General features: G+C 71.0%; 21 protein-coding genes. 17 read left to right on the top strand and 4 right to left on the bottom strand.

What is annotated here, in order from left to right:
• Positions 1-19 precede the first annotated feature (19 nt).
• Genes ABFX51_RS16160 through rhaI form a run of 3 tightly spaced genes read right to left on the bottom strand, consistent with a single transcriptional unit; the run spans position 20 to position 4049 of the window.
• Positions 20-877: a rhamnulokinase gene (locus tag ABFX51_RS16160; RefSeq protein WP_346054134.1), complete on the bottom strand. Its 858-nt coding sequence runs from the start codon at positions 875-877 to the stop codon at positions 20-22.
• Complete coding sequence (locus ABFX51_RS16155) at positions 874-2895, bottom strand: bifunctional aldolase/short-chain dehydrogenase (RefSeq protein WP_091507995.1); 2022 nt, start codon at positions 2893-2895, stop codon at positions 874-876. The genes ABFX51_RS16160 and ABFX51_RS16155 overlap by 4 nt, the downstream gene beginning before the upstream one ends.
• Entirely contained in the window at positions 2883-4049 is a 1167-nt protein-coding gene (rhaI, locus tag ABFX51_RS16150; protein WP_091507992.1) for an L-rhamnose isomerase, read from the bottom strand. Before rhaI ends, ABFX51_RS16155 begins: the two co-directional genes overlap by 13 nt.
• Positions 4050-4143: 94 nt before the next feature.
• On the opposite strand from rhaI, the gene ABFX51_RS16145 reads away from it, so the two are divergent.
• The 11 genes from ABFX51_RS16145 to ABFX51_RS16095 all read left to right on the top strand — a co-directional run bounded on the left by ABFX51_RS16145 (position 4144) and on the right by ABFX51_RS16095 (position 14970).
• The gene (locus ABFX51_RS16145; RefSeq protein ID WP_091507991.1) at positions 4144-5139 is read left to right on the top strand and encodes a LacI family DNA-binding transcriptional regulator; all 996 of its coding nucleotides are present in this window, start codon (positions 4144-4146) and stop codon (positions 5137-5139) included.
• Positions 5140-5144: 5 nt separating this feature from the next.
• Positions 5145-5609 (top strand): DUF6328 family protein, encoded by a 465-nt coding sequence (locus tag ABFX51_RS16140; protein ID WP_346054133.1) that lies wholly within the window; start codon positions 5145-5147, stop codon positions 5607-5609.
• A 76-nt stretch (positions 5610-5685) separates the two neighbouring features.
• Positions 5686-7620, top strand: coding sequence for a class I SAM-dependent methyltransferase (locus ABFX51_RS16135; RefSeq protein WP_346054132.1), 1935 nt, complete (start codon positions 5686-5688; stop codon positions 7618-7620).
• A gap of 168 nt (positions 7621-7788) precedes the next feature.
• On the top strand, positions 7789-9891 hold the full coding sequence (locus ABFX51_RS16130; RefSeq protein WP_091507983.1) for a tetratricopeptide repeat protein: 2103 nt from the start codon (positions 7789-7791) through the stop codon (positions 9889-9891).
• 78 nt (positions 9892-9969) lie between these two features.
• Positions 9970-10668, top strand: coding sequence for a type III secretion system chaperone family protein (locus ABFX51_RS16125; RefSeq protein ID WP_091507982.1), 699 nt, complete (start codon positions 9970-9972; stop codon positions 10666-10668).
• Positions 10665-11417, top strand: coding sequence for an SDR family NAD(P)-dependent oxidoreductase (locus ABFX51_RS16120; protein WP_091507979.1), 753 nt, complete (start codon positions 10665-10667; stop codon positions 11415-11417). The genes ABFX51_RS16125 and ABFX51_RS16120 overlap by 4 nt, the downstream gene beginning before the upstream one ends.
• 28 nt (positions 11418-11445) lie before the next feature.
• Entirely contained in the window at positions 11446-11994 is a 549-nt protein-coding gene (gene pyrE, locus ABFX51_RS16115) for an orotate phosphoribosyltransferase (RefSeq protein ID WP_091508399.1), read from the top strand.
• A gap of 97 nt (positions 11995-12091) precedes the next feature.
• Positions 12092-12481, top strand: a complete 390-nt coding sequence (locus ABFX51_RS16110) for a DUF2784 domain-containing protein (RefSeq protein WP_346054131.1) — start codon at positions 12092-12094, stop codon at positions 12479-12481.
• 14 nt (positions 12482-12495) lie between these two features.
• A complete protein-coding gene (locus ABFX51_RS16105; protein WP_091507977.1) occupies positions 12496-13149 on the top strand; it encodes a TrmH family RNA methyltransferase in 654 nt (217 codons plus the stop codon).
• A gap of 9 nt (positions 13150-13158) precedes the next feature.
• Entirely contained in the window at positions 13159-14130 is a 972-nt protein-coding gene (locus ABFX51_RS16100; protein ID WP_346054130.1) for a glycoside hydrolase family 76 protein, read from the top strand.
• Between the two features lie 33 nt (positions 14131-14163).
• Positions 14164-14970, top strand: a complete 807-nt coding sequence (locus ABFX51_RS16095) for a MerR family transcriptional regulator (RefSeq protein ID WP_346054129.1) — start codon at positions 14164-14166, stop codon at positions 14968-14970.
• On the opposite strand, the gene ABFX51_RS16090 is transcribed toward ABFX51_RS16095, so the two are convergent.
• Positions 14942-15958 (bottom strand): LacI family DNA-binding transcriptional regulator, encoded by a 1017-nt coding sequence (locus tag ABFX51_RS16090; RefSeq protein WP_091507970.1) that lies wholly within the window; start codon positions 15956-15958, stop codon positions 14942-14944. The genes ABFX51_RS16095 and ABFX51_RS16090 overlap by 29 nt on opposite strands.
• A gap of 112 nt (positions 15959-16070) precedes the next feature.
• Between ABFX51_RS16090 and ABFX51_RS16085 the strand changes: the two genes are divergently transcribed.
• The 6 genes from ABFX51_RS16085 to ABFX51_RS16060 are packed head-to-tail and all read left to right on the top strand — an operon-like array spanning position 16071 to position 21075.
• Positions 16071-17081: a substrate-binding domain-containing protein gene (locus ABFX51_RS16085; RefSeq protein WP_091507967.1), complete on the top strand. Its 1011-nt coding sequence runs from the start codon at positions 16071-16073 to the stop codon at positions 17079-17081.
• Complete coding sequence (locus ABFX51_RS16080) at positions 17078-18067, top strand: ABC transporter permease (RefSeq protein ID WP_091507964.1); 990 nt, start codon at positions 17078-17080, stop codon at positions 18065-18067. Before ABFX51_RS16085 ends, ABFX51_RS16080 begins: the two co-directional genes overlap by 4 nt.
• Positions 18064-18867 carry an ATP-binding cassette domain-containing protein gene (locus ABFX51_RS16075; RefSeq protein ID WP_091507961.1) on the top strand — a complete coding sequence of 268 codons (804 nt, stop codon included), beginning with the start codon at positions 18064-18066 and terminating at the stop codon, positions 18865-18867. The genes ABFX51_RS16080 and ABFX51_RS16075 overlap by 4 nt, the downstream gene beginning before the upstream one ends.
• Positions 18864-19697: a PfkB family carbohydrate kinase gene (locus tag ABFX51_RS16070; protein ID WP_177228720.1), complete on the top strand. Its 834-nt coding sequence runs from the start codon at positions 18864-18866 to the stop codon at positions 19695-19697. Before ABFX51_RS16075 ends, ABFX51_RS16070 begins: the two co-directional genes overlap by 4 nt.
• Positions 19694-20329, top strand: coding sequence for a nucleoside/nucleotide kinase family protein (locus ABFX51_RS16065; protein WP_091507958.1), 636 nt, complete (start codon positions 19694-19696; stop codon positions 20327-20329). The genes ABFX51_RS16070 and ABFX51_RS16065 overlap by 4 nt, the downstream gene beginning before the upstream one ends.
• A complete protein-coding gene (locus ABFX51_RS16060; protein WP_091507956.1) occupies positions 20326-21075 on the top strand; it encodes an SDR family oxidoreductase in 750 nt (249 codons plus the stop codon). Before ABFX51_RS16065 ends, ABFX51_RS16060 begins: the two co-directional genes overlap by 4 nt.
• The last annotated feature ends 85 nt before the right edge of the window (positions 21076-21160 follow it).

Here is a 21160-nt window from a genome sequence, read left to right as displayed (position 1 = left end):
AGATCAACAAGCACAACTTTCATCCAAGAAAACTGAGCCAGATTCTTGACGCGGGACACCGGACCTTGCCGTCGACACCCAGCTCGTTGGTGAAGTTCGCGGCCCGGCTTTCCTCCGTCAGCACCGGTTCGTCCAGTTCCAGCCCGACCAGCGACCACGTGCCCGACGAGATGTACGCGAAGTTCGGGCTCGTCGCCGGTACGGCCGCCACCGCGGACGCCGTGTCGTGCGAGCCCACGGCGTACACCGGTGTCCCGTCGTACATCCCCGCGAAGTCACCGGGACCGCGCAGCGGCGGGAACAGTCCCGTGTCGAGCCCCAGCCGCTTCGCCACCTCCGCCGACCACTGCCCGGTGCGCGGGTCGAGCAGTCCCGTCGTGGACGCGTTCGTCAGCTCCGTGCCCGCGACCCCGGTCAGCCAGTACGACAGCAGGTCCGGCACCAGCAGCACGTGCTCGGCCCAGCGCAGCCGCGAGTCGGCGGCCAGCTGGAACACCGTGTTGAACGGCAGGAACTGGATCCCGGTCTCCGCGTACAGCTGCTCGCGCGGGACCTTCGCCAGCACGTCGTCCAGCACCGCCTCGGTGCGCCCGTCGCGGTAGTGCACGGGATTGCCCAGCAGCTCACCTTCGTCGTCGAGGACGCCGTAGTCGACCGCCCACGAGTCGATGCCGATCGCCGCCACCGGCCCCGCCGCACGCAGACCCGTCAGCACTTCCCGGTACAGCGCCAGCATGTCCCAGTACAGGCGGTTTCCGGCGCGCACGGGCTGGTTCGGGAACCGGTGGACCTCGGTGAGGTCGAGCCCGCGGGACAGGTCGCCGACCATCACCCGCCCGCTGGACGCACCGAGGTCCACCGCAGCGAACGCGGTCACCGCAGGAACGCCGCGGCCACCCCGGCGTCCACCGGCACGTGCAGGCCGGTGGTGTGGGACAGCTCGCCGCCGGTCAGCGCGAACACCGCGTTCGCCACGTGCTCGGGCAGCACCTCGCGTTTGAGGAGCGTTCGCTTCGCGTAGAACGCGCCCAGTTCCTCCTCCGGCACGCCGTAGACCGCGGCGCGCTGCGCACCCCAGCCGCCCGCGAAGATGCCGGAACCCTGCACGACGCCGTCGGGGTTGACGCCGTTGACGCGAATGCCGTGCTCGCCGAGTTCTGCCGCGAGCAGCCGGACCTGGTGCGCCTGGTCGGCTTTCGCCGCGCCGTACGCGATGTTGTTCGGGCCCGCGAAGACGCCGTTCTTGCTCGCGATGTACACGATGTCCCCGCCGATGCCCTGCGCGATCATCAACCGCGCCGCCTCCCGCGACACCAGGAACGAGCCGCGTGCCATCACGTCGTGCTGCAGCTCCCAGTCGCGGACCGAGGTTTCCAGCAGTGGCTTGGAGATCGAGAGCCCCGCGTTGTTCACCACGAGGTCCAGACCACCGAACGCGAGTGCCGCGGCGCGGACCGCGGCGGCGATCTGCTCCTCGTCGGTCACGTCGGCGACCACCGACACCGCCTTGTCCGGACCGCCCAGTTCCCCGGCGAGTTCGCTCGCGTCCTGGAGGTCCGCGACCACCACGCACGCCCCCTCGGCGACGAGCCGCCGCGCGATGGCCTTGCCGATGCCGGAACCACCACCGGTCACGAGCGCCACGCGCGTCGCGAGCGGTTTCGGTTTCGGCCTGCGCTGGAGCTTGGCCTCTTCGAGCGACCAGTACTCGATGCGGAACTTCTCGCTCTCGTCGATCGGCGCGTAGCTGGACACCGCTTCCGCGCCCCGCATCACGTTGATCGCGTTGACGTAGAACTCACCCGCCACGCGTGCGGTCTGCGCGTCCGCGCCGAAGGAGAACATGCCGACACCCGGCACGAGCACGATCGCCGGGTCCGCGCCCCGCATCGGCGGTGAGTCCACTGTGGAATGACGCTCGTAGTACGCGCGGTACTCCTCGCGGTATTCGGCGTGCAGTTCCCGCACCCGCTCGATGACGGCGTCGAGCGGCGCGGTCGGCGGCAGGTCGACGACGAGCGGGCGGACCTTGGTGCGCAGGAAGTGGTCCGGGCACGACGTGCCGAGCGCGGCGAGACGCGGGTGTTCCTTGCGGGACAGGAAGTCCAGCACCACGTCGCTGTCGGTGAAGTGCCCGATCTGCCGCCGGTCGGTCGAGGCGAGCCCCCGCAGCACCGGCGCCAGCACCGCCGCACGCGCCCGGCGTTCGGCCTCCGGGAGCGGTTCGTGCACGACGGGACCGAACGGCTCCGGACGGCCGTGTTCGGCCAGGAACCGTTCCGCGGTGCGGATGATCTCCAGCGAGTGCGCCTCCGCCTCGTCGGAGGTGTCACCCCACGCCGTGATGCCGTGCCCGCCGAGGATGCAGCCGATCGCCCTCGGGTTCTCGGCCTTGATGGCCGCGATGTCCAGTCCCAGCTGGAAACCCGGCCGCCGCCACGGCACCCACACCACGCGGTCGCCGAAGCACTGCTCGGTGAGCTTCTGCCCGTCCGCCGCGGTCGCCAGCGCGATGCCGGAATCCGGGTGCAGGTGGTCGACGTGCGCGGCGTCCACCAGCCCGTGCATCGCGGTGTCGATGGACGGCGCGGCACCGCCACGCCCGTGCAGGCAGTAGTCGAACGCGGCGACCATCTCGTCCTCGCGCTCGACACCGGGGTAGACGTCCACGAGCGCGCGCAGCCGGTCCAGCCTCAGCACGGCGAGCCCGGCTTCGGTCAGCGTGCCGAGGTCACCGCCGGATCCCTTGACCCACAACAACTCCACGGGCTGCCCGGTCACCGGGTCCAGCTCGCTGCCCTTGGCGGAGGTGTTGCCGCCGGCGTAGTTGGTGTTGCGCGGATCGGAGCCCAGCCGGTTGGCGCGGGCGATCAGCTCCTCGATCACGCGCCCCACCCCGCCTGCTCGCCGCCGACGCGCTCGGCGACGATGCGCTCCCCGTAGCCGGACCGCCGGTACGCGCCGAGCGGATCCGGGTCGAGCCCCTGTTCCGCGCGGAGTTCGGCGAGCAGCGGGCGGACGTCCGTGTGGTAGGCGTCCATCAGCACCTCGTTGGCGCCCAGCACGTCACCGGAGTCCTGCGCCTTCGCCAGCTCGTCCCGGTCCACCAGCAGCGCCTTCGCCGTCGCCTCCTGCACGTTGAGGACGGAGCGGATGATCGCGGGGATCTTCGCCTCGATGTTGTGGCACTGGTCGAGCATGAACGCGACCCCGGATTCGGGCTCGAACCCGCCGCCGCGCACCACCTCGTACATGATCCGGAACAGCCCGAACGGGTCCGCCGCGCCGGCCATCAGGTCGTCGTCGGCGTAGAAGCGCGAGTTGAAGTCGAACGCGCCGAGCTTCCCCTCACGCAGCAGGAAGGCGACGATGAACTCGATGTTCGTGCCGTGCGCGTGGTGCCCGGTGTCGACGCAGACCGTCGCCTTTTCGCCCAGCCGCACGCAGTGCGCGTAGGAGGTGCCCCAGTCCGGCACGTCCATCGTGTAGAACGCGGGCTCGAACAGCTTGTACTCCAGCACCATCCGCTGGTGCGCGCCGATCCGCTCGTACACCGCGGCGAGCGCTTCGGCGAGCCTGTCCTGGCGGGCGCGGATGTCGTCCTGGCCCGGGTAGTTCGTGCCGTCGGAGAACCACAGCTTCAGGTCGCGCGAGCCGGTCTCGTCCATGATGTCGACGCACTCGAGCAGGTGGGCAAGCGCTTTCCGGCGGATGCGCGGATCGGGGTTGGTGACGCTGCCCAGCTTGTAGTCGTCGTCCTGGAACACGTTGGAGTTGATCGTGCCCAGCCGCACGCCCGCCGCCTCGGCGTACTTGGCGAGCGCGGCGTAGTCGTCCACCCGGTCCCACGGGATGTGCAGCGCGACCGACGGCGCGATCCCGGTGACGGCGTGGACCTGTGCGGCGTCGTCGATCTTCTCCTCGGGGGTCCGCGGCACGCCCGGCTGGGCGAAGACCTTGAACCGGGTACCGGAGTTCCCGTAGGCCCACGAAGGGGTTTCGATCTGCTGGGTGCGCAGGCGGGATTTGACCGCGGAAGGCGTGACCATGGGGTCTCCTCGAAGGGGAGAGAACCGCCACTGTTAGGTCTGAAACGTTTCACGAGCATGATAAAGTGTGCCCGGTCGCGGAGCAAGGGGACACATGGTCGGCATCAAGGACGTGGCGAGGGAAGCCGGGGTTTCCATCGGCACCGTGTCCAATGTGGTCAACCGCCCGCACGTGGTCTCACCGGAGACGCGCACCCGCGTGCTTTCGGTGATCGAGCGGCTCGGGTACGTCCGCGACGAGTCGGCGCGGCAGCTGCGGGCCGGCCGCAGCCGGATCATGGCGCTGCTCGTGCTCGACCTCGGCAACCCGTTCTTCGTGGACCTCGCGCGCGGCGCGGAGGAGGCGGCGCACGACGAGGGCCTCAACGTGATCACGTGCAACAGTGGGCAGAGCCGCGACCTGGAGGCGTCGTACCTGTCGATGCTCGCTGAGCAGCGCGTCCGAGGTGTGCTGCTCAGCCCCGTGGACGGCACGGACGAGACCTTCCGCCGCCGCAACATCCCGTACGTGCTGGTCGACCGCAAGGTGCCGCCCGAGGAGGCCAGCTCGGTGTCGGTGGACGACGTGGCGGGCGGCGCGCTGGCCGCGGGGCACCTGCTCGAGTCGGGGCACCGGCGCATCGCGTTCGTCAACGGGCCGCCCGTGCTGGAGCAGTGCCGCGACCGCGAGCAGGGCGTGCGCTCGGCGCTGGAGGGGTCGGGCGCGAAGCTGTCGGTGCTGGAAACGAGCGCGCTCGACGTGGCGTCCGGCCGGGACGCCGGCGCGCGGCTGCTGGGGATGAGCCCGCGACCGACTGCGGTGTTCTGCGCCAACGACCTGCTGGCGCTGGGCGTGCTGCAGGCGATGGTCGCCGCCGGGGTGCGCGTGCCCGCGGAGATGGCGATCGTCGGCTACGACGACATCGAGTTCGCCGCGGCCGCCGCCGTACCGCTGACGTCGGTGCGCCAGCCCGCGAAGCGGCTCGGCCGCACGGCGGCGGAGTTGCTCATCGCCGAAACGCGCGGCGACGACGAGCCCGTGGAGCACCGGCAGGTGGTGTTCAAGCCCGAGCTCGTGGTCCGCGATTCGACGCGGCACCACGTACGCTGAGCGCCGTGACCAGCGGTGAAGACACCGGGGAGACCCCGCACCAACGGCTCAGCCGCAACGTCAGCGATCTGCTGAGCGAGCTGCGCGTGGCGCAGGCCGGGGTGCAGATCCTGTTCGGTTTCCTGCTGTCCGTGGTGTTCACGTCCCCGTTCCGGGAGGCCAGCGGCTTCGAGAAGTCCATGCACCTGGTGGCGGTGGTGCTCGCCGCGCTGGCGACGGCGCTGCTCGCGTCGCCGGCGGCGTGGCACCGGATCCTGTTCCGCGAGGGCCGCCGCGACGACATCCTGCGGGTGGGCAACAAGACGGTGCTGGCCGGTCTGGTGTGCCTGGCCGCGGCCGTCTCGGACGTGGTCGCCCTCATCGCGAAGGTCGTGTACGGGCCGGTCGCGATGGGCGTCGTCGGCGGGCTGGTCGCGATCGCGTTCTGCGTGCTGTGGTTCGTGGTCCCGGCGCTGATCCGGCGCCGCTGAGCTTCGTCGAAACGCCCTGGACGAGGGGCTCCGGCGGTTACACTGCTGATCCGCACCGTCACCCCGGGAGGTCTCGTTGACCCGGCTCGCCGCCTTCCTCGCCTGGTCCACCCAAGCCGGTTCCCCGGACGCCGTCGAGAAGGCGCTGTCCGTGATGAAGAGCAAACTGAACGAGCAGGGGTTCGACTACTACGACTGGAACGAGAACCAGAGCGTAAACAAGGACATCGGCGCGAAGGTCAGTGACGAGCTGCTCAAGTCGGACCTGGTGATCCTCGAAGGCAGCAAGCAGCGGCCGAACCTGGCGTACGAGGTGGGTTTCGCGCACGCGCTGCACCTGCCGCTGGTGGTCGTGAAACAAGCCGGTTCCGAGCGCCTGCCGGAGAACTTCGGCGAGCCGGACTACCTGTCGTACCCGTCGGACGTCACGGACGACGCGGGGTTCGAAACGTTCGAGACCCGCTTCGCCGACTGGCTGCGCAAGCTGACGCTCACCACGTTGTCGCCGGGGCAGCGGTCCGCGCGGCAGGGCCGCAACGCGCTGACCGAGCAGATCAACAAGTTCATCGACGGCTACCCCGAGGAGCACGCGAGCCTGCACCTGCTCGGCGGCTGGGCGGGTGCGCTCGCGCGTGAGCTGGACTCCGGTGGCGCGTCGCAGCTCGTGGTGGACGCCGACTACTACCTGCCGAGCTTTTCGAGCCTGCGCGAGTGGAACGGCGGCACGATCCGCGCGATCGCGGACCTCACGGACGAGACCGAGCAGTTCTGGACGCCGGACCACCCGGAGGAGATGACCGCGAACGTCAGCGAGCGCGTCTTCCTCATCGACTGGTCGTGGTTCTTCGAGAACGAGGACCGGCTCGCGCGGCAGATCGAGTTGTGGAAACGGCACCAGGCGAGGCACCGCGAAGGCCCGTACGAGATCTTCATCGCGGCCAAGGAGGAGCTGCGGGTCGGCGAGGTGCACCCGCTGGGGCCGACGGCCGTGGGGCACCACCTGCTGCTGCTCGAACCGGACCTGATCGGCGGCTACCGCCCCAACCCCGGCCGCGTCGACGGGCGGCAGCTGGTCATCGAACGCAACTCGCTGCGGTACGCCGGCGCGACCCAGTTCTACGACTCGATCAAGGCACGCGCGGTCCGGTTCGACCCGGCGATGAAGGTGGTGGACCTGCGGCGCGCGTGGGTGGCGCGCAACGGGATCGGCCGCTGGGACGAGGACTGGACGAGCGAGACCGAGTTCCGCTCACCCGACTACTTCGACTCCTACGAGCGGCACATCCGGTGCTGGATCCCGCGCTACGCCCAGCTGATCCGCGACTGCGCGGCGACCGTGTTCCGGGAGATCCTGCGCATCTACGCGGACAAGATGCGGGCGGTCGACGTGCTGGAGATCGGGTACGGCACGGGCAGGCTGACGAGCGAGATCGTGCCGTGGATCCGCAACATCAACCGGCCCTTCTACGACCTGGAGCACCACGGGCCCGTGCGGCTGTACCGCGGGGTCGACCGCGCCGAGCAGATGACCCGGTACGCGCGGGAGCTGCTGAAGCCGGAACAGCAGACGGGCCTGGACATGCGGCTCGTGCGCGGCACGGCGTGGGAGGACGTCGACGGCCGGTACGACGTCGTGTTCGGTTCGCTGGTGATGCACTTCCTCGTCGGCCCCGACCCGACCGACGAGACGCTGGACGAGTTCTTCGCCAACTGCAACGAACACACGACGGAGGACGGCACCCTCGTGTTCGCGGACGTGTTCGGCGTGAACGGCGACCGCAAGGGCGCGTCGGCCATGGAGAAGTGGCGCGAGTGGATGATCCGCTACGGCCTGGCCGAAAAAGAGGTCGACGGCTACATGGCGGGCAACACGGACATGACGAGCGCGGCGCCGGTTTCGTTGCTGCGCAAGGCCGCGGAGGCGCACGGCTTCCGCACGCGCGTGAAGGTCGTCGGCGCCCCGACGCTCCCCTTCCGGATCGTCGTGTTCGAGAAGGAACGAGCGAACTGACGGTCGTCACGCAAGTACGGGCCGCACCCGGAGTTGTGCAATTTGAAAGCGCTTTCTTGCTTGTGAGCGCACCAAACCGCGCACTGGCGCACCCCGCCGCGTCCTGTGCAGGGTGGACCACCCGGCGAAACTGATGTTTCGTTACTGCGAGGTGGAGGCGAGGAACCGGTGTCCCGCAAGCGAACCAACTCCTACTCCCGGCGGTCGCTCAGGCGGCGGATCACGCAGCGGCTCAGGCGGTTGTTCAACCGCGGGCCGTTGCTCCCCCCGGTCCACCTGCGCTGGCCGGAGCAGCTGCCCCGGGTCCACGAGCCGGTGGTCGGCCTCAGGCGGCACCTGGACCAGTTGGACGTGCTCTGCTCACCGACGTCGTTCACCCGCGTCGTCCCCGTGGTCGGCGGCCCGGGGACGGGCAAGACGACACTCGTGTCGTACTGGGCGGCCACGGTCAACCGCGAGTACTCGAGGCAGGTCATCCGGCTCGACCTCAGCGGCGGGCAACAGCTGGAGGAACTGCTCAAGCAGGGCCTGTCGCAGCTCGGCGTCCCGCAGGCGACGCTCGCGAGCGTGCCACCCGCCGAACTGCCCCAGTTCTTCCGGACGGAGAGCGCGGGCAGGCACCTGGTCGTGATCATCGAGAACGCGGAGTCCCTGGAGCAGGTGGTGAAGCTGCTGCCCGGCCACGGCAACGACGTCGTGGTCACCAGCGCCGCACCGCTGCCCAACCTCCCGTTCCAGTGCTGCCGGCCGATCGAACTCACGCCGCTGTCCCGCGGTGACGCCAAAGACCTGCTCACCCGGCTCACCGGTCAGGACCGGCTCGCGTCCGAGCGCGCCGCCGCCGACGCCCTCGTGCGCTGGTTCGCCGGGCACCCGCTCGCCCTGCAGATCGCCGGCCGGTTGCTGGCGGCCCATCCGGAACTGACCATCGCGGACTTGGTGGACAGCCTGCGGCGACCGGACGACGCTCAGGCGACGAGCGAGCAGAAGCTCGCCCAGCTGCTCGACCTGTGCTGCGACCGCCTCGGCCCCCACGCCCGGAAAACGTTCACGCTGCTGGGCGCCTGGCCAGGCGCACCGCTGTCCGTCGAAGCACTGGAGGCCTTCGCAGGGCACTCCGAGGGTTTCGGGCCCGCGGTCATCCAGAAGCTCAAGGACTGCCTCCTCATCACCGTGGACGACGACGGTTTCGTGCACCAGCACGCGACGATCCGCGCCCACTCGGAGGCCAGGGCCGAGCACGAGGAGCCGGAGGAACTCGCCGCCGCCTGGAGCCGGTTGCTCCGGTGGACCATCGCCTCCGCCGGGGCGGCCGGGGACCTGCTGGCGCCCGGCTGGGCCGGGAGCGGCATCGAGGTGGACACCACGGACATCCGCCCGCTCACCTTCGCCCCTGATCGTCCCCGGCAGGCTCTCGCCTGGCTGAAGCGTCAGCTGCCGCACGCCCTCACCCTGATGCGGACGCTCGGCGGGACCCGGCGCGGGGCCTGGAAGCTGGCGGTGCAGTTCCTGCCCCAGCTGTTCCTCGACCGTCCTCAGCGGGAGTGCCTTGACCTGGCCCTCCTCGGCGTGAAGGACGCGAACACGGCGCGGGATCCGTTGGGGAGAGCCCGGTGCGAGCACATCCTGGCGTGGGTCCAGTACGCGCTGGGGGACGGCGAGGAGACCGTCGCCGATCTGGAGCGCGCCCTCCAGCGGCACGCCAGCATCCACGACGACCGGGGTCACGCCTGGACGCTGTACACGTACGGCGAGGTGCTCTCGGCGAAAGGTGCCATCGATGAGGCACACGCGTGCTTCAACGACGCCCTCGGTCATTTCCGCGTCAAGGGCTCCGACTTCGGCGTGGCGATCGTGCTGTCGGCGAAGGCACCCCTCCTCGGCCGGTCCGGGCGCACCGACGAAGCGTGGCAGGCCGCGGAAGAAGCCGTGGCGATCGCCGAGCGATCGGGCAACGTCCCACTACTCGGGCTGACCCACCACCAGCTCGGGGTCCTGTGCGGCAGGCAGGGGAACCTGACCGGGGCGGTGCGCCACTTCGGGTACGCGCTGGAGGTGCGCCGGTCGATGGGTGAGCGGTGGGGGTTGGCGGAGACGCTCCTCCAGCTCGGCAAGACCCTCGGTACGCTCGGGGTGGACTACGAACGCGCCCGCGCCGCGCTGCGGGAGTCGGTCGCCGTCTTCTCGGACCTCCACCACCGGCGGGCCTTCGACGCGATGCGCGCCCTGGCCCGCCTCGACGACCTGTTCCACGACGGGGAGGGCCGGTGACCAAGGCACACTCAATCGGGTCAGGGCGACACGGGCTGGTGGGCTTGGCTGGGCGCCTCGTGGCGATACCCTGAGCCCGTGGGTATTCCAGCGTGGGTCTGGTTCGTCATCGCCGCCATCGCACTGGTGGTCGGGCTCGTGCTGCTCGCCGCCGACCGGACGCGCGAGGGCTCCCGTAACCGGGAGCGCATGCGCTGGGCCGACCTGCGCGGGTGGCAGTTTGTCGAGGAGGACGAGCGGCTCGCCCAGCAGTGGTCGGGCGGCGCGATCGGCTACTTCGGCGCCGAGGCCGCCGTCAACGTCGTCGCCGGGTCGACCTTCACCTCCGACGGGCGGCGCCCGGTGTTCGTCTTCGACATCGAGGCCGACGGGCAGATCCCGGCCGTCGTGGTGGCCGTGCGCTGCAACCGCGTGCACCCCGCGCTCGTCGAGCTGTGGCTCGCCAGCGTGCCGTTCCAGCGCGCCGACATGCCCGAGCTGCTCGGCCCCGTCGGCCAGCGCTACGCCTTCGCCAACGAGCCCGAGGCCGCCCGCCGCGTGATCACGCAGGAGCTGGTCGACGCCGCGGACGCGCTCGGCGGTGACGTCGGCGTGGCGTGGCTGGAGAACGAGTGGGTGCTCGCGAGCGTCGCCCCGCAGGCCGGGCCCTCGCGGCTCGAGCGGCTGCTGCGTGACCTCGGTGAGATCGCCGACATCGTCGACCCTTTCGATGAGGAAGCCGTCGCCGGCAGGCACTGGCAGCCGGAAACTCCCGGCACCACGCCGGGCCAGGCGTGACCGTCGCGCTCGTCACCGGCGCTAGCTCCGGCCTCGGTGCCGCCTTCGCCCGCAGGCTCGCCGCCGAGGGCACCGACCTCGTGCTCGTCGCCCGCACCGAAGCCCGGCTGCGGGAACTCGCCACCGAACTCACCGGGCGGCACGGCGTCACCGCCGCCGTGCTGCCCGCCGACCTCGCCACTGTGGACGGCCGCGCCGCCGTCGAGGACCGGCTCACCGCCGACCCGGTGGACCTGCTGATCAACAACGCCGGCACCGGCCTCGGCGGGGACTTCTGGACCACACCACCCGAGGACCTGCAGCGCCAGCTCGACCTCAACGTGACCGCCGTGCAACGCCTCACCCGCGCCGCACTGCCCGGGATGATCGAACGCGGCTCCGGCGACATCGTGAACGTCTCCAGCGTCGCCGGGTTCTTCCCCGGCACCACCTACAGCGCGAGCAAGAACTGGGTCACCGCCTTCACCGAGGGCCTCGCGGCCGTCCTGCCGCGCGGCGTGCGCATGATGGCGCTCTGCCCCGGGTTCATGCACACCGAGTTCCACGAACGCGCCGGGATCGAGAAGACCGGCCCGCGCTGGGCGTGGCTCGAAGCCGACCGCGTCGCCGCCGAAGGGCTCGCGGACCTGCGGCGCGGCAAGGTGATCTCCGTCCCGGCCCCGCAGTACAAGGCCGTCGTCGCCGGCGGACGGCTCGTGCCCCGTGCCCTGATCCGGCGCATCAGCGGACTGGTCGCCCGCCGCATCTGAGCGCGTGTGCGAGACTGCCCCCGTGGGGATCGATCAGGACGCGAAACTGGAACTGGCCCGGCTCGTCACGGAGCTCTCGGTGGTGCACGGCAAGGTCACCCTCTCCTCGGGCAAGGAGGCCGACTACTACGTCGACCTGCGGCGCGCCACGCTGCACCACGCCGCCGCCCCCCTGATCGGCAAGCTGCTGCGCCAGCTCACCGAGGACTGGAACTACGTCGCCGTCGGCGGGCTGACGCTCGGCGCCGACCCGGTCGCCACCGCGATGCTGCACTCCGCGGCGTGCGACGGGATGGTCCTCGACGCGTTCGTCGTCCGCAAAGCCGCCAAGCAGCACGGGATGCAGCGCCGGATCGAGGGCATCGAGGTGTCGGGGCAGCGCGTGCTGGCCGTCGACGACACCTCCACGACGGGGGGCAGCGTGCTCACCGCCGTCGAGGCGCTGCGCGAAGCGGGCGCGGAGGTCGTCGGCGTCGCCACCGTCGTGGACAGGGACACCGGCGCCCGCGAGGCGATCGAGAAGGCCGGGCTGCCGTACCGGTACCTGCTCACCGCCGACGATCTCGGCCTCGCCTGACGCCTCGTCGATCAAGCGTCACATCTTTTAGTCGACCTTTCTCAGGGAACCCGGAGTACCGTCGCAGGTAAGGGGACTGTGAAAGGGGGAGGTCGGGGTGTCGACGGCGACGGTGCTGGCGGACGTGACGGTCGCCATCCACATCATGGCGCTGCTCTACATCGGGCTCGGCGGGTTCCTGGCGTGGCGGTGGCCGAAGAGCATCTTCGTGCACGTCTTCTTCGCGCTCTGGGGCGTCGCCGTCAACGTCTTCCCGATCCCGTGCCCGCTGACCGCGCTCGAGGACTACTTCCGCGGCCTGCAGGGGCTGGGCCCGCTGCCCGGCGGGTTCAACGCCTACTACCTGTACGGCACGGTCATCCCGCGCTCGCTGCTGCCGCTGGTCGCGGTCACGGCGCTGGCCATCGTGATCTTCTCCTACGTCGGCGCGTGGACCCGGTACAAGCACCGCGACTCCGCACCGGCGCACCGCATGCGCCAGGCCTGAGCGAAAATCGCGGGGTGGAACTGGACGAGGCCGGGCCGACCGAGTGGACCGCCCGCGAGGAGGTCGGCGTCGGCCCGTGGCAGGGCCCCTGGCCGGACGACGAGCGCTACGACCCGGAGCTGCTCGCGAACGGTGACCGCCGCAACGTCGTCGACGCGTACCGCTACTGGCGGCGCGAGGCGATCGTCGCGGACGTCGACACCCGGCGGCACCCGTTCCACGTCGCGATCGAGAACTTCCAGCACGACCACAACATCGGCACGGTCGTCCGCACCGCCAACGCCTTCGCCGCGGCCGCCGTGCACATCGTCGGCCGCCGCCGCTGGAACCGGCGCGGCGCGATGGTGACCGACCGCTACCAGCACCTCGAACACCACCCGGACGTCGCGTCGCTGACGGCGTTCGCCGCCGGGCGCGGGCTGGCGGTCGTCGCCGTGGACAACACCCCCGGCTCGGTTCCCGTGGAAACCGCCGAGCTGCCACGGGAATGCGTGCTGTTGTTCGGGCAGGAGGGGCCGGGGCTGTCGGCGGAGGCGCAGGAGGCCGCGTCGCTCGTGGTGTCCATCGCCCAGTTCGGCACCACGCGGTCGATCAACGCCGGGGTGGCCGCCGGGATCGTGATGCACGCGTGGATCCGTCAGCACGCGGACCTGTCCCGCTCCTGGTGAGATGGGGGCATGTACCGCGAGTGGGCCGCCGAAGCCGAACGGGCGATCGTCACGCGTCACCTGCGGCGCGTGTGGCTGCTGCCGGGCACGATCCTCGGCCGCAGCGGCTGGCCGCCGAGCCCGGGCCAGCGCGTGCACTGGCACTGGAACTACTGGTGGCAGGCGCACCTGCTGGACTGCCTGGTCGACGCCCAGCACCGTGACCCCACTCCCGCCCGTGACGCGGTGATCGGCCGGTTCTCCTCGTCGGTGCGGCTGCGCAACTTCGGCAAGTGGACCAACGACTACTACGACGACATGGCGTGGCTGGGGCTGGCGATGCAGCGCGCGGGCCGGGACGTCGAGCCGATCCTCGCCGAGTTGCGCAGCGCGTGGACTCCAGACGGTGGCGGCGGGATCTGGTGGCGTAAGGGCGATCGGTTCAAGAACGCGCCTTCCAACGGCCCGGCCGCGATCCTGCACGCACGCGTCGGAGAGACCGAGCGGGCACGGGAGTTGTTCTCCTGGATGGATTCCACGCTCGTGGACCCGGACACGGGGTTGGTGTGGGACGGCCTCCGGGTGGACGACCACGAGCTGGTGAAGGCGATTTACACGTACTGCCAAGGAGTTTTCCTCGGTGCCGCACTGGAGCTGTCCGAAGTGGACGCCGCCGCGCGGACGGTGCGCGCGGTTGCCGCGCACTGCGCGCCCGGCGGTGTCCTCCGTGGACAGGGCGGCGGCGACGGCGGGTTGTTCGCGGGGATACTGGCGCGATACCTGGCACTCGCGGCTCAGCGACTGACGGGCCCCGAGGCCGACGCGGCGAGGACCCTCGTGCTCGACTCGGCGCGCGCCTGCCGTGAACACGCGGCGGAAGCCCTGGGCGGCCCGCTGTTCCCGTCCGAGTGGTCACAACCCGCGCCGGACGAACACTCGCGGGACCTGTCGGTGCAGGTGGGCGCGTGGCTGCTGTTCGAAGCAGCGGCGACGCTGGCTTGACCTTCCCCTTCGGGCAGGGCGCACAGTGACGTCATGGACCGGCTGAGCATCGGCGAATTCGCCCGCCTGTCGCGGCTGTCACCGAAGGCGCTGCGGCTCTACGACGAACTCGGCCTGCTGCGTCCCGCCCATGTCGCGCCGGAAAGCGGTTACCGGTGGTACGCCCCGGCACAGCTGGACGAGGCCCGCCTGGTCGCGTCGCTGCGCCGGATCGGCGTGCCGCTGGCCAGGATCAAGGAGATCCTGGCCCTGCCCGCGGCGGAAGCGGGCGAGGCGATCGCCGCGCACTGGGGCGACGTCGAGGCCGAGCACGCGGCACGGCGTGAGCTGGCCGGTCACCTCGTGAACCGCCTGCGCGGAAGGAAAACCGAGATGCCCGAGGTCACCGTCCGGGAGCTGCCCGCACGCACGCTGCTCACGTCCATCCGCCACGTGCGGCCGGCGGAACTGGTGCCCGTGGGCCGGGAACTGTTCATCTCCCGGCTGCGCCGTGGGGTGCCGCGCGACGGCGACCCCTTCCTGATCTACCACGGCGAAGTGAGCGAGGACAGCGACGGACCGGTCGAGTGGTGCTGGCCCGTCCCGCCGGACGACGCGCGGGACATCGCCGCGGAGTTCCCGGATCTCACGCTGCGCGTGGAAGCCGCGCACGAGGAGGCGTTCCTGCCGTGCGTGGGCGAGGGTGGGGCCGCCGCCGAGGCGGCCATCGAAGCGTTCCGGGCGTGGGCGACCGAGCACGGGCGCCACCCGGCCGGCGCGATCCGGCTCGTCCTGGTGCCGCGCAGTCGAGCGGCGTCGTTCGCCGTTCCGCTCAGCAGCCGCACGAGTGGCGGTGCATGAGGCGCGGCGGCAGGCGCAGCGTCTCCGGCGGGCGGTTCGGGTCCGAGATCCGCGACAGCAGCAACCGCACCGCGCGGCGGCCGATCTCCTCGATCGGCTGGGCCATCGTCGTCAGGGGCGGCTCGACCAGATCCGCCCACTCGGCGTCGTCGTAGCCCACGATGCCGAACTCCCGGCCGACGCGCAGGTCCCGCTGCCGCGCCTCGTGCAGCACGCCGACCATCATCACGTCGTTGGCGACCACGAGCGCCGTGGGCGGGTCCGACAGCTCCATCAGCCGCCGCAGCGCCGCCGAGCCACCCGCCTTCGAGGACTGGCCGCTCACCACCAGTTCCGGGTTCCACGACAACCCGGCGCGCCCCAGCCCCAGCCGGTAACCCAGCGTCCGCTCCTCGCTCGTGCTCAGCCCCGGCGCGCCGGCGACCAGCCCGATGCGCCGGTGCCCCAGCGACGCCAGGTGCTCCGTCAGCGCGGACGTCGCCTGGATGTTCTCCGACCCCACCTGGTCCACGTCGGTGCGGGTGGTGAGCCGGTCCACCAGCACCACGGGCACCCCGAGCGACACCAGTTCGCTGATCACCGCCCCGTCGCCCGGTGACGGCGTGAGAAGCAGGCCCTCGACGCGTCGCGAGCGAAGCGTGCGTACGGTGTCCTGCTCCGTGGCGACCGTGTCGTGCGTGTCGGCGAGCAGCACCGTGTACCCCGCCGACGCGGCTTCGCGCTCGATGGCCTGCATCAGCGCCGCGAAGTACGGGTTGGCGAACAGGGAGATCGCCACCCCGATCGACCGCGTGCCACCCGTGACCAGGGAACGGGCGATCGCGTCACCCGTGTAGCCCGTCTTCTCGATCGCCGCGAGCACCGCGGCCTTCGTCTCCGGCGCCACCGGACGCGTGCCGTTCACCACGTGTGAGACGGTGGTGATCGAAACTCCGGCCAGCTCGGCGATGTCCCGCTGGGTCGGCCTCGCGGACTTCGGCTGCGGCATCCGTGCTCCTGTCAAGATCTTCCGGCAAGCGTTTGCGCAAACGCTTGCGAGAACAGCATAAAGATCTCTAGGTTCCGGGTTCAGCAAGGTCCAGCCTCGATGGGGAGGTCACGTGAGACACCGCAGTCTCCTGTGCCTGCTCGTGGCCGCCACGCTGGCGGTGACCACGAGCGGGTGCACGGTCGAGCGCCACTGGGGCGGCAGTTCCGGTGGCGGTGGCGGCGGCAAGGCCAAGGTCGGCCTCGTCACCAAGACCAACACGAACCCGTACTTCGTCGAACTGCGCAACGCCGCGAGCGCGGCCGCGCAGGCGGGGGGCGCCGACTTCGTCGCGCTCGCCGGCCAGTTCGACGGGGACAACGACGGCCAGGTCCGCGCGATCGAGAACCTCATGCAGCAGGGCGCGACCACGATCCTGATCACGCCCAACTCCTCCACCGGCGTGCTCGACGCCATCGACCGCGCCCGCAAGGCCGGCATCCTCGTGATCGCGCTGGACACGGCGACGGAACCGGCGAGCGCGGTGGACGCCACGTTCGCCACCGACAACGTCGCCGCCGGCAGGCAGCAGGGCCAGTACGTGAAGGCGGCGCTCGGCGGCACCCCGCCGAAGCTGATCATGATCGACGGCACCGCGGGCAGCACCGTGGACACCTACCGCCACAACGGTTTCCTCGAAGGGATCGGGCTCAAGGACGGGGACCCGGCGATCGTCGGGCGCGAACCCGCCAACGGCGACCAGAGCATCGCGCAGCAGAAGATGGAGAACCTGCTGCAGCGCTCGACCGACATCAACGCCGTCTACACGATGAACGAGCCGACCGCGCGGGGCGCCTTCGCGGCGCTGCAGGCCCGCGGCCTGCACGTGGTCATGGGTTCCATCGACGGCGGCTGCCAGGGCGTGGAGAACGTGCGTGACGGGCAGTACGCCGCGACAGTCATGCAGTTCCCGCGCAAGATGGCCGAGGAGGGCGTCAAGGCGGCGATCGAGTACGCCAAGACCGGCAAGAAGCCCAGCGGGTTCATCGACACCGGTTCCGCGGTGATCACGGACAAGCCGATGCCAGGGGTGCCCAGCCAGACGACGGCGTGGGGCCTGGAGAACTGCTGGGGGACGAAATGACCGCCACCACCGCACCCGTCCGGCAGCGGGAGACCGTCGGCGAGTTCTTCCTGCGCGCGCCCGCCGCGGGGCCCGCGCTCGCGCTCGTCGTCGCGATGATCGTATTCTCGGTGTCCACGGACCGGTTCCTGGAACTGGACAACCTGTCGCTGATGGTCAACCAGGCGCTCGTCGTGGGCACGCTCGCGCTCGGGCAGACGCTGATCATCCTCACCGCGGGCATCGACCTGTCCAACGCCTCGGCGATGGTGCTCGCGACGCTGATCATGGCGAAGCTGTTCGCCGGCGGGATGCCCGGCATCTTCGCGCTGGTCATCGGGGTCCTCGTGACGCTGGGCCTCGGGCTGGTGATCGGCTCGCTGGTCACGAAGGTCAAGCTGCCGCCGTTCATCGTCACCCTGGGCTTCTTCACGATGCTCACCGCGGGCGACAAGCTCGTCGCGAGCGGCCAGGCCGTGCCCGTCACCGAGCACGGCGTGCTCACCTGGCTGGGGACGCAGCGCTACCTGTTCGGCGGCATCCCGGTCACCTACGGCATGACCGTGGCGCTGCTGATGTACCTGGGCGTGTGGTACGCGCTCACCCGCACGGCGTGGGGCAAGCACGTCTACGCCGTCGGGGACAACGCCGAGGCGGCCCGGCTGTCCGGCATCAAGGTCAACCGCACGCTGATCTCGGTGTACGTCGTCGCCGGGGTGGTCTTCGGGATCGCCGCGTGGCAGGCGCTGGGGCGCATCCCCAACGCCGACCCGAACGCCTTCCAGCTGGGCAACCTGCAGTCGATCACGGCGGTCGTCCTGGGCGGCACGTCGCTGTTCGGTGGGCGTGGTTCGGTGCTGGGCACGATGGTCGGCGCGCTGATCGTGACGGTGCTGCAGTCCGGGCTGTCCCAGCTGGGGGTGGACTCGCTGTACCAGGACCTGGCGACCGGTGCGCTGGTGATCGCCGCGGTGGCCGTCGACCGGATCGCGAGGAGGCAGCGATGACCACTCCCACCCTCTCCGCCCGTGGCCTGGTGAAGCGCTACGGGCACGTGACGGCGATCGACGGCGCCGACTTCGACCTGCTGCCCGGCGAGGTGCTGGCCGTCGTGGGCGACAACGGCGCCGGGAAGTCCAGCCTGATCAAGGCGTTGTCGGGGGCACTGGTGCCCGACGCCGGTGAGATCAAGGTGGACGGCGAGACCGTGCACTTCCGCACGCCGATCGACGCCCGCCGCTACGGCATCGAGACCGTGTACCAGGACCTCGCGCTGTCCCCGGCGCAGGACATCGCGTCGAACATGTTCCTGGGGCGGGAGATCCGGCGCCGCGGGCCGCTCGGGCTGATCCGCAAGCTCGACACCGCGAAGATGCGCGCGGAGGCGCAGCGCGTCCTCGACGAGCTGGACATCAAGATCAAGTCGATCACGCAGCCGGTCGAGACGTTGTCCGGCGGGCAGCGGCAGGGCGTCGCGGTGGCGCGCGCGGCCGCCTTCGGCACCAAGGCCGTGATCATGGACGAGCCGACGGCGGCACTCGGTGTCGCCGAGTCGGCGCGCGTGCTCGCGCTGATCGACCGCATCCGCGAGCGCGGGCTGCCGGTCGTGCTGATCAGCCACAACATGCCGCACGTCTTCGACATCGCCGACCGGATCCACGTGCACCGCCTCGGGCGGCGGGTCGCGGTGGTGTCGCCGAAGACGACGTCGATGAACCAGGTCGTCGGGCTGATCACCGGCGCGCTGGAGGTCGACGAGAACGGCGAGGTGGTCGAGTCGGCGGTGTCGCGGGGGCTGTCGGCATGACGGTGCTGCTCGCCGGGTTGTGCACGATCGACGTCGTGCAGCGGGTGGCCGAGCTGCCCGCACCCGGCGAGAAGGTCCAGTCGCTGTCGGTGGCCGTCGCGGCGGGCGGCCCGGCGACGAACGCGGCGGTGACGGTCGCGGCGCTGGGCGGGAAGGCCACGCTGCTGACCGTGCTCGGCTCGCACCCGCTCGCCGGTCTCGCCCGCGCGGACCTCGCCGCGTGCGGGGTCGAGGTCGTCGACGTGGCCCCGGATTTCGCCGAGCCGCCCGCGTTGAGCGCCGTCGCCGTCCGGGATCGCGACGGCGAGCGTACGGTCGTTTCACGCAACGCGGCTCACAGTCCTGCCGTGACAGGCGAGCCGTGGGTGGTCGAGGAGGTCAGCGCGGTGCTCGTCGACGGGCACCACCCGGCGCTGGCGCTGCGCACCGCACGGTGGGCGCGGGCACGCGGGATTCCCGTGGTGCTCGACGCCGGCAGCTGGAAACCGGTGCTCGACGACCTGCTGCCGCTGGTCGACATCGCGGCGTGCTCGGCGCACTTCCGCGCCCCCGCGCCGGACCTGCTCGAACGCGGGGTGCACACGGTGATCACCACGGCGGGGCCGGAGCCGGTGCGCTGGCGGACGGCGACGGGTGCGGGCGAGGTGCCGGTGCCCGCGGTCGATGCCCGGGACACGCTCGGTGCAGGCGACGTCTGGCACGGGGCACTCGCTTACGGTGTCGGGAGGTTCGAACTGCCGGAGCTGATCCGGTACGCCAACGAGGTCGCGGCCGAACGGGTGCGGCACGTCGGCCCGCGGGCGTGGGTGGGAAGGATGGGAAAGCGATGACGTCGTTCGAAGAGCTGCTGGAGCGGGCCGAGGCGCTGGTGGCGCGCGGCGGGCGGACGGTGCTGGGCATCGTCGGGGCGCCGGCTTCGGGCAAGACCACGCTCGCGTGGGGGCTGGCGAACGCCCTCGGCAACCGGGCGACCGTGGTCGGGATGGACGGGTTCCACCTGGCGCAGGCCGAACTGCACCGACTGGGCCGCACGGACCGCAAGGGCGCGCCCGACACGTTCGACGCGCACGGCTACGTCAACCTGCTGTCGCGGATCAAGGCGGGCACCGAGCTGGTGTACGCGCCCGAATTCCGGCGGGAGATCGAGGAGCCGATCGCCGGTGCGGTGCCGGTGGCGCCGGAGGTGCGGCTCGTCATCACCGAGGGCAACTACCTGCTGCTGGACGAGGAGCCGTGGAGCGGGGTGCGCCCGCTGCTCGACGAGGCGTGGTTCCTGGCGCCCGACGAGCACGACCGCATCGAGCGCCTGGTGACGCGGCACCGGCGGTACGGCCGTTCGCTGGTGGAGGCCCGCAAGCGCGCGCTGGGCAGCGACCAGCGCAACGCGGACCTGATCGCGCCGAGCGCGCAGCGGGCGGACCTCGTGCTGGAGAACATGCCGCTGGTCAACTTCGCCATATGACGCTCCTGGTCACCGGCGCGAGCCGGGGCGTCGGGGCGGCGTTGGCGGTGCTGGCGGTGCTGGCGGCCGAACGCGGGCACGACGTGGTGCTGAACTACGCCTCCGACGGGCAGGCCGCGGAAGAGGTGGCTGCCGCGGTGCGCACCCACGGGCGGCAGGCGTTGACGGTGCGTGCCGACGTGGCCTCCGCGGAGGACGTGGCGGAGCTGTTCGACGCGGCGGCGGAGCTGGGCCCCCTGACCGGCGTGGTCAACAACGCGGCTGTCACGGGGAACACGCCGGGACGGCTGGACGAACAGAGTCCCGAGGTCGTGCGCCGCGTGCTGGACGTGAACGTGGCGGGCGTGATCTTCAGCTGCCAGGAGGCCGTGCGGCGGATGTCCACGCGGTACGGCGGTTCCGGTGGCGTGATCGTGAACGTGTCCTCCACGGCTGCTCGCACGGGTTCGCCGGGCGAGTGGACGCACTACGCCGCCAGCAAAGCCGCCGTCGAGACGCTCACCGTGGGCCTGGCGAACGAGGTGGCGCGCGAGGGCATCCGCGTCAACGCGGTCGCTCCGGGGCTGGTGGACACCGGCCTGCACGCGGCGGCCGGCCTACCGGACCGGATCACGCGCCTCGCGCCGACGATCCCGCTCGGCCGGGCGGGGCAGCCCGGGGAGATCGCGGAAGCCGTGCTGTGGCTGCTGTCCCCGGCGGCCTCGTACGTCACGGGGGCGGTGCTGACGGTGGGCGGCGGACGCTGAAGTTGTCCACAAGATGTGAGTAATTCGCGGAGTTGTCCACAGATCCGCGAGAAAGCGTTTACAGCTCGGCGTCCTCGGTAGCCTT

It is taken from the genome of Amycolatopsis dongchuanensis, from assembly GCF_039542405.1.
Lineage (GTDB): Bacteria > Actinomycetota > Actinomycetes > Mycobacteriales > Pseudonocardiaceae > Amycolatopsis_E > Amycolatopsis_E sacchari.
Note: the sequence above shows the minus strand (reverse complement) of the source record. Positions and strands in the feature narration are given on the sequence as shown.

Bases quoted from the DNA above. Each gene is read 5' to 3' on its own strand.
- rhaI (WP_091507992.1), bottom strand. From the start codon at position 4,049: ATGGTCACGCCTTCCGCGGTCAAATCCCGCCTGCGCACCCAGCAGATC.
- ABFX51_RS16145 (WP_091507991.1), top strand. From the start codon at position 4,144: ATGGTCGGCATCAAGGACGTGGCGAGGGAAGCCGGGGTTTCCATCGGC.
- ABFX51_RS16100 (WP_346054130.1), top strand. From the start codon at position 13,159: ATGTACCGCGAGTGGGCCGCCGAAGCCGAACGGGCGATCGTCACGCGT.
- ABFX51_RS16095 (WP_346054129.1), top strand. From the start codon at position 14,164: ATGGACCGGCTGAGCATCGGCGAATTCGCCCGCCTGTCGCGGCTGTCA.
- ABFX51_RS16090 (WP_091507970.1), bottom strand. From the start codon at position 15,958: ATGCCGCAGCCGAAGTCCGCGAGGCCGACCCAGCGGGACATCGCCGAG.
- ABFX51_RS16080 (WP_091507964.1), top strand. From the start codon at position 17,078: ATGACCGCCACCACCGCACCCGTCCGGCAGCGGGAGACCGTCGGCGAG.
- ABFX51_RS16075 (WP_091507961.1), top strand. From the start codon at position 18,064: ATGACCACTCCCACCCTCTCCGCCCGTGGCCTGGTGAAGCGCTACGGG.
- ABFX51_RS16070 (WP_177228720.1), top strand. From the start codon at position 18,864: ATGACGGTGCTGCTCGCCGGGTTGTGCACGATCGACGTCGTGCAGCGG.
- ABFX51_RS16065 (WP_091507958.1), top strand. From the start codon at position 19,694: ATGACGTCGTTCGAAGAGCTGCTGGAGCGGGCCGAGGCGCTGGTGGCG.
- ABFX51_RS16060 (WP_091507956.1), top strand. From the start codon at position 20,326: ATGACGCTCCTGGTCACCGGCGCGAGCCGGGGCGTCGGGGCGGCGTTG.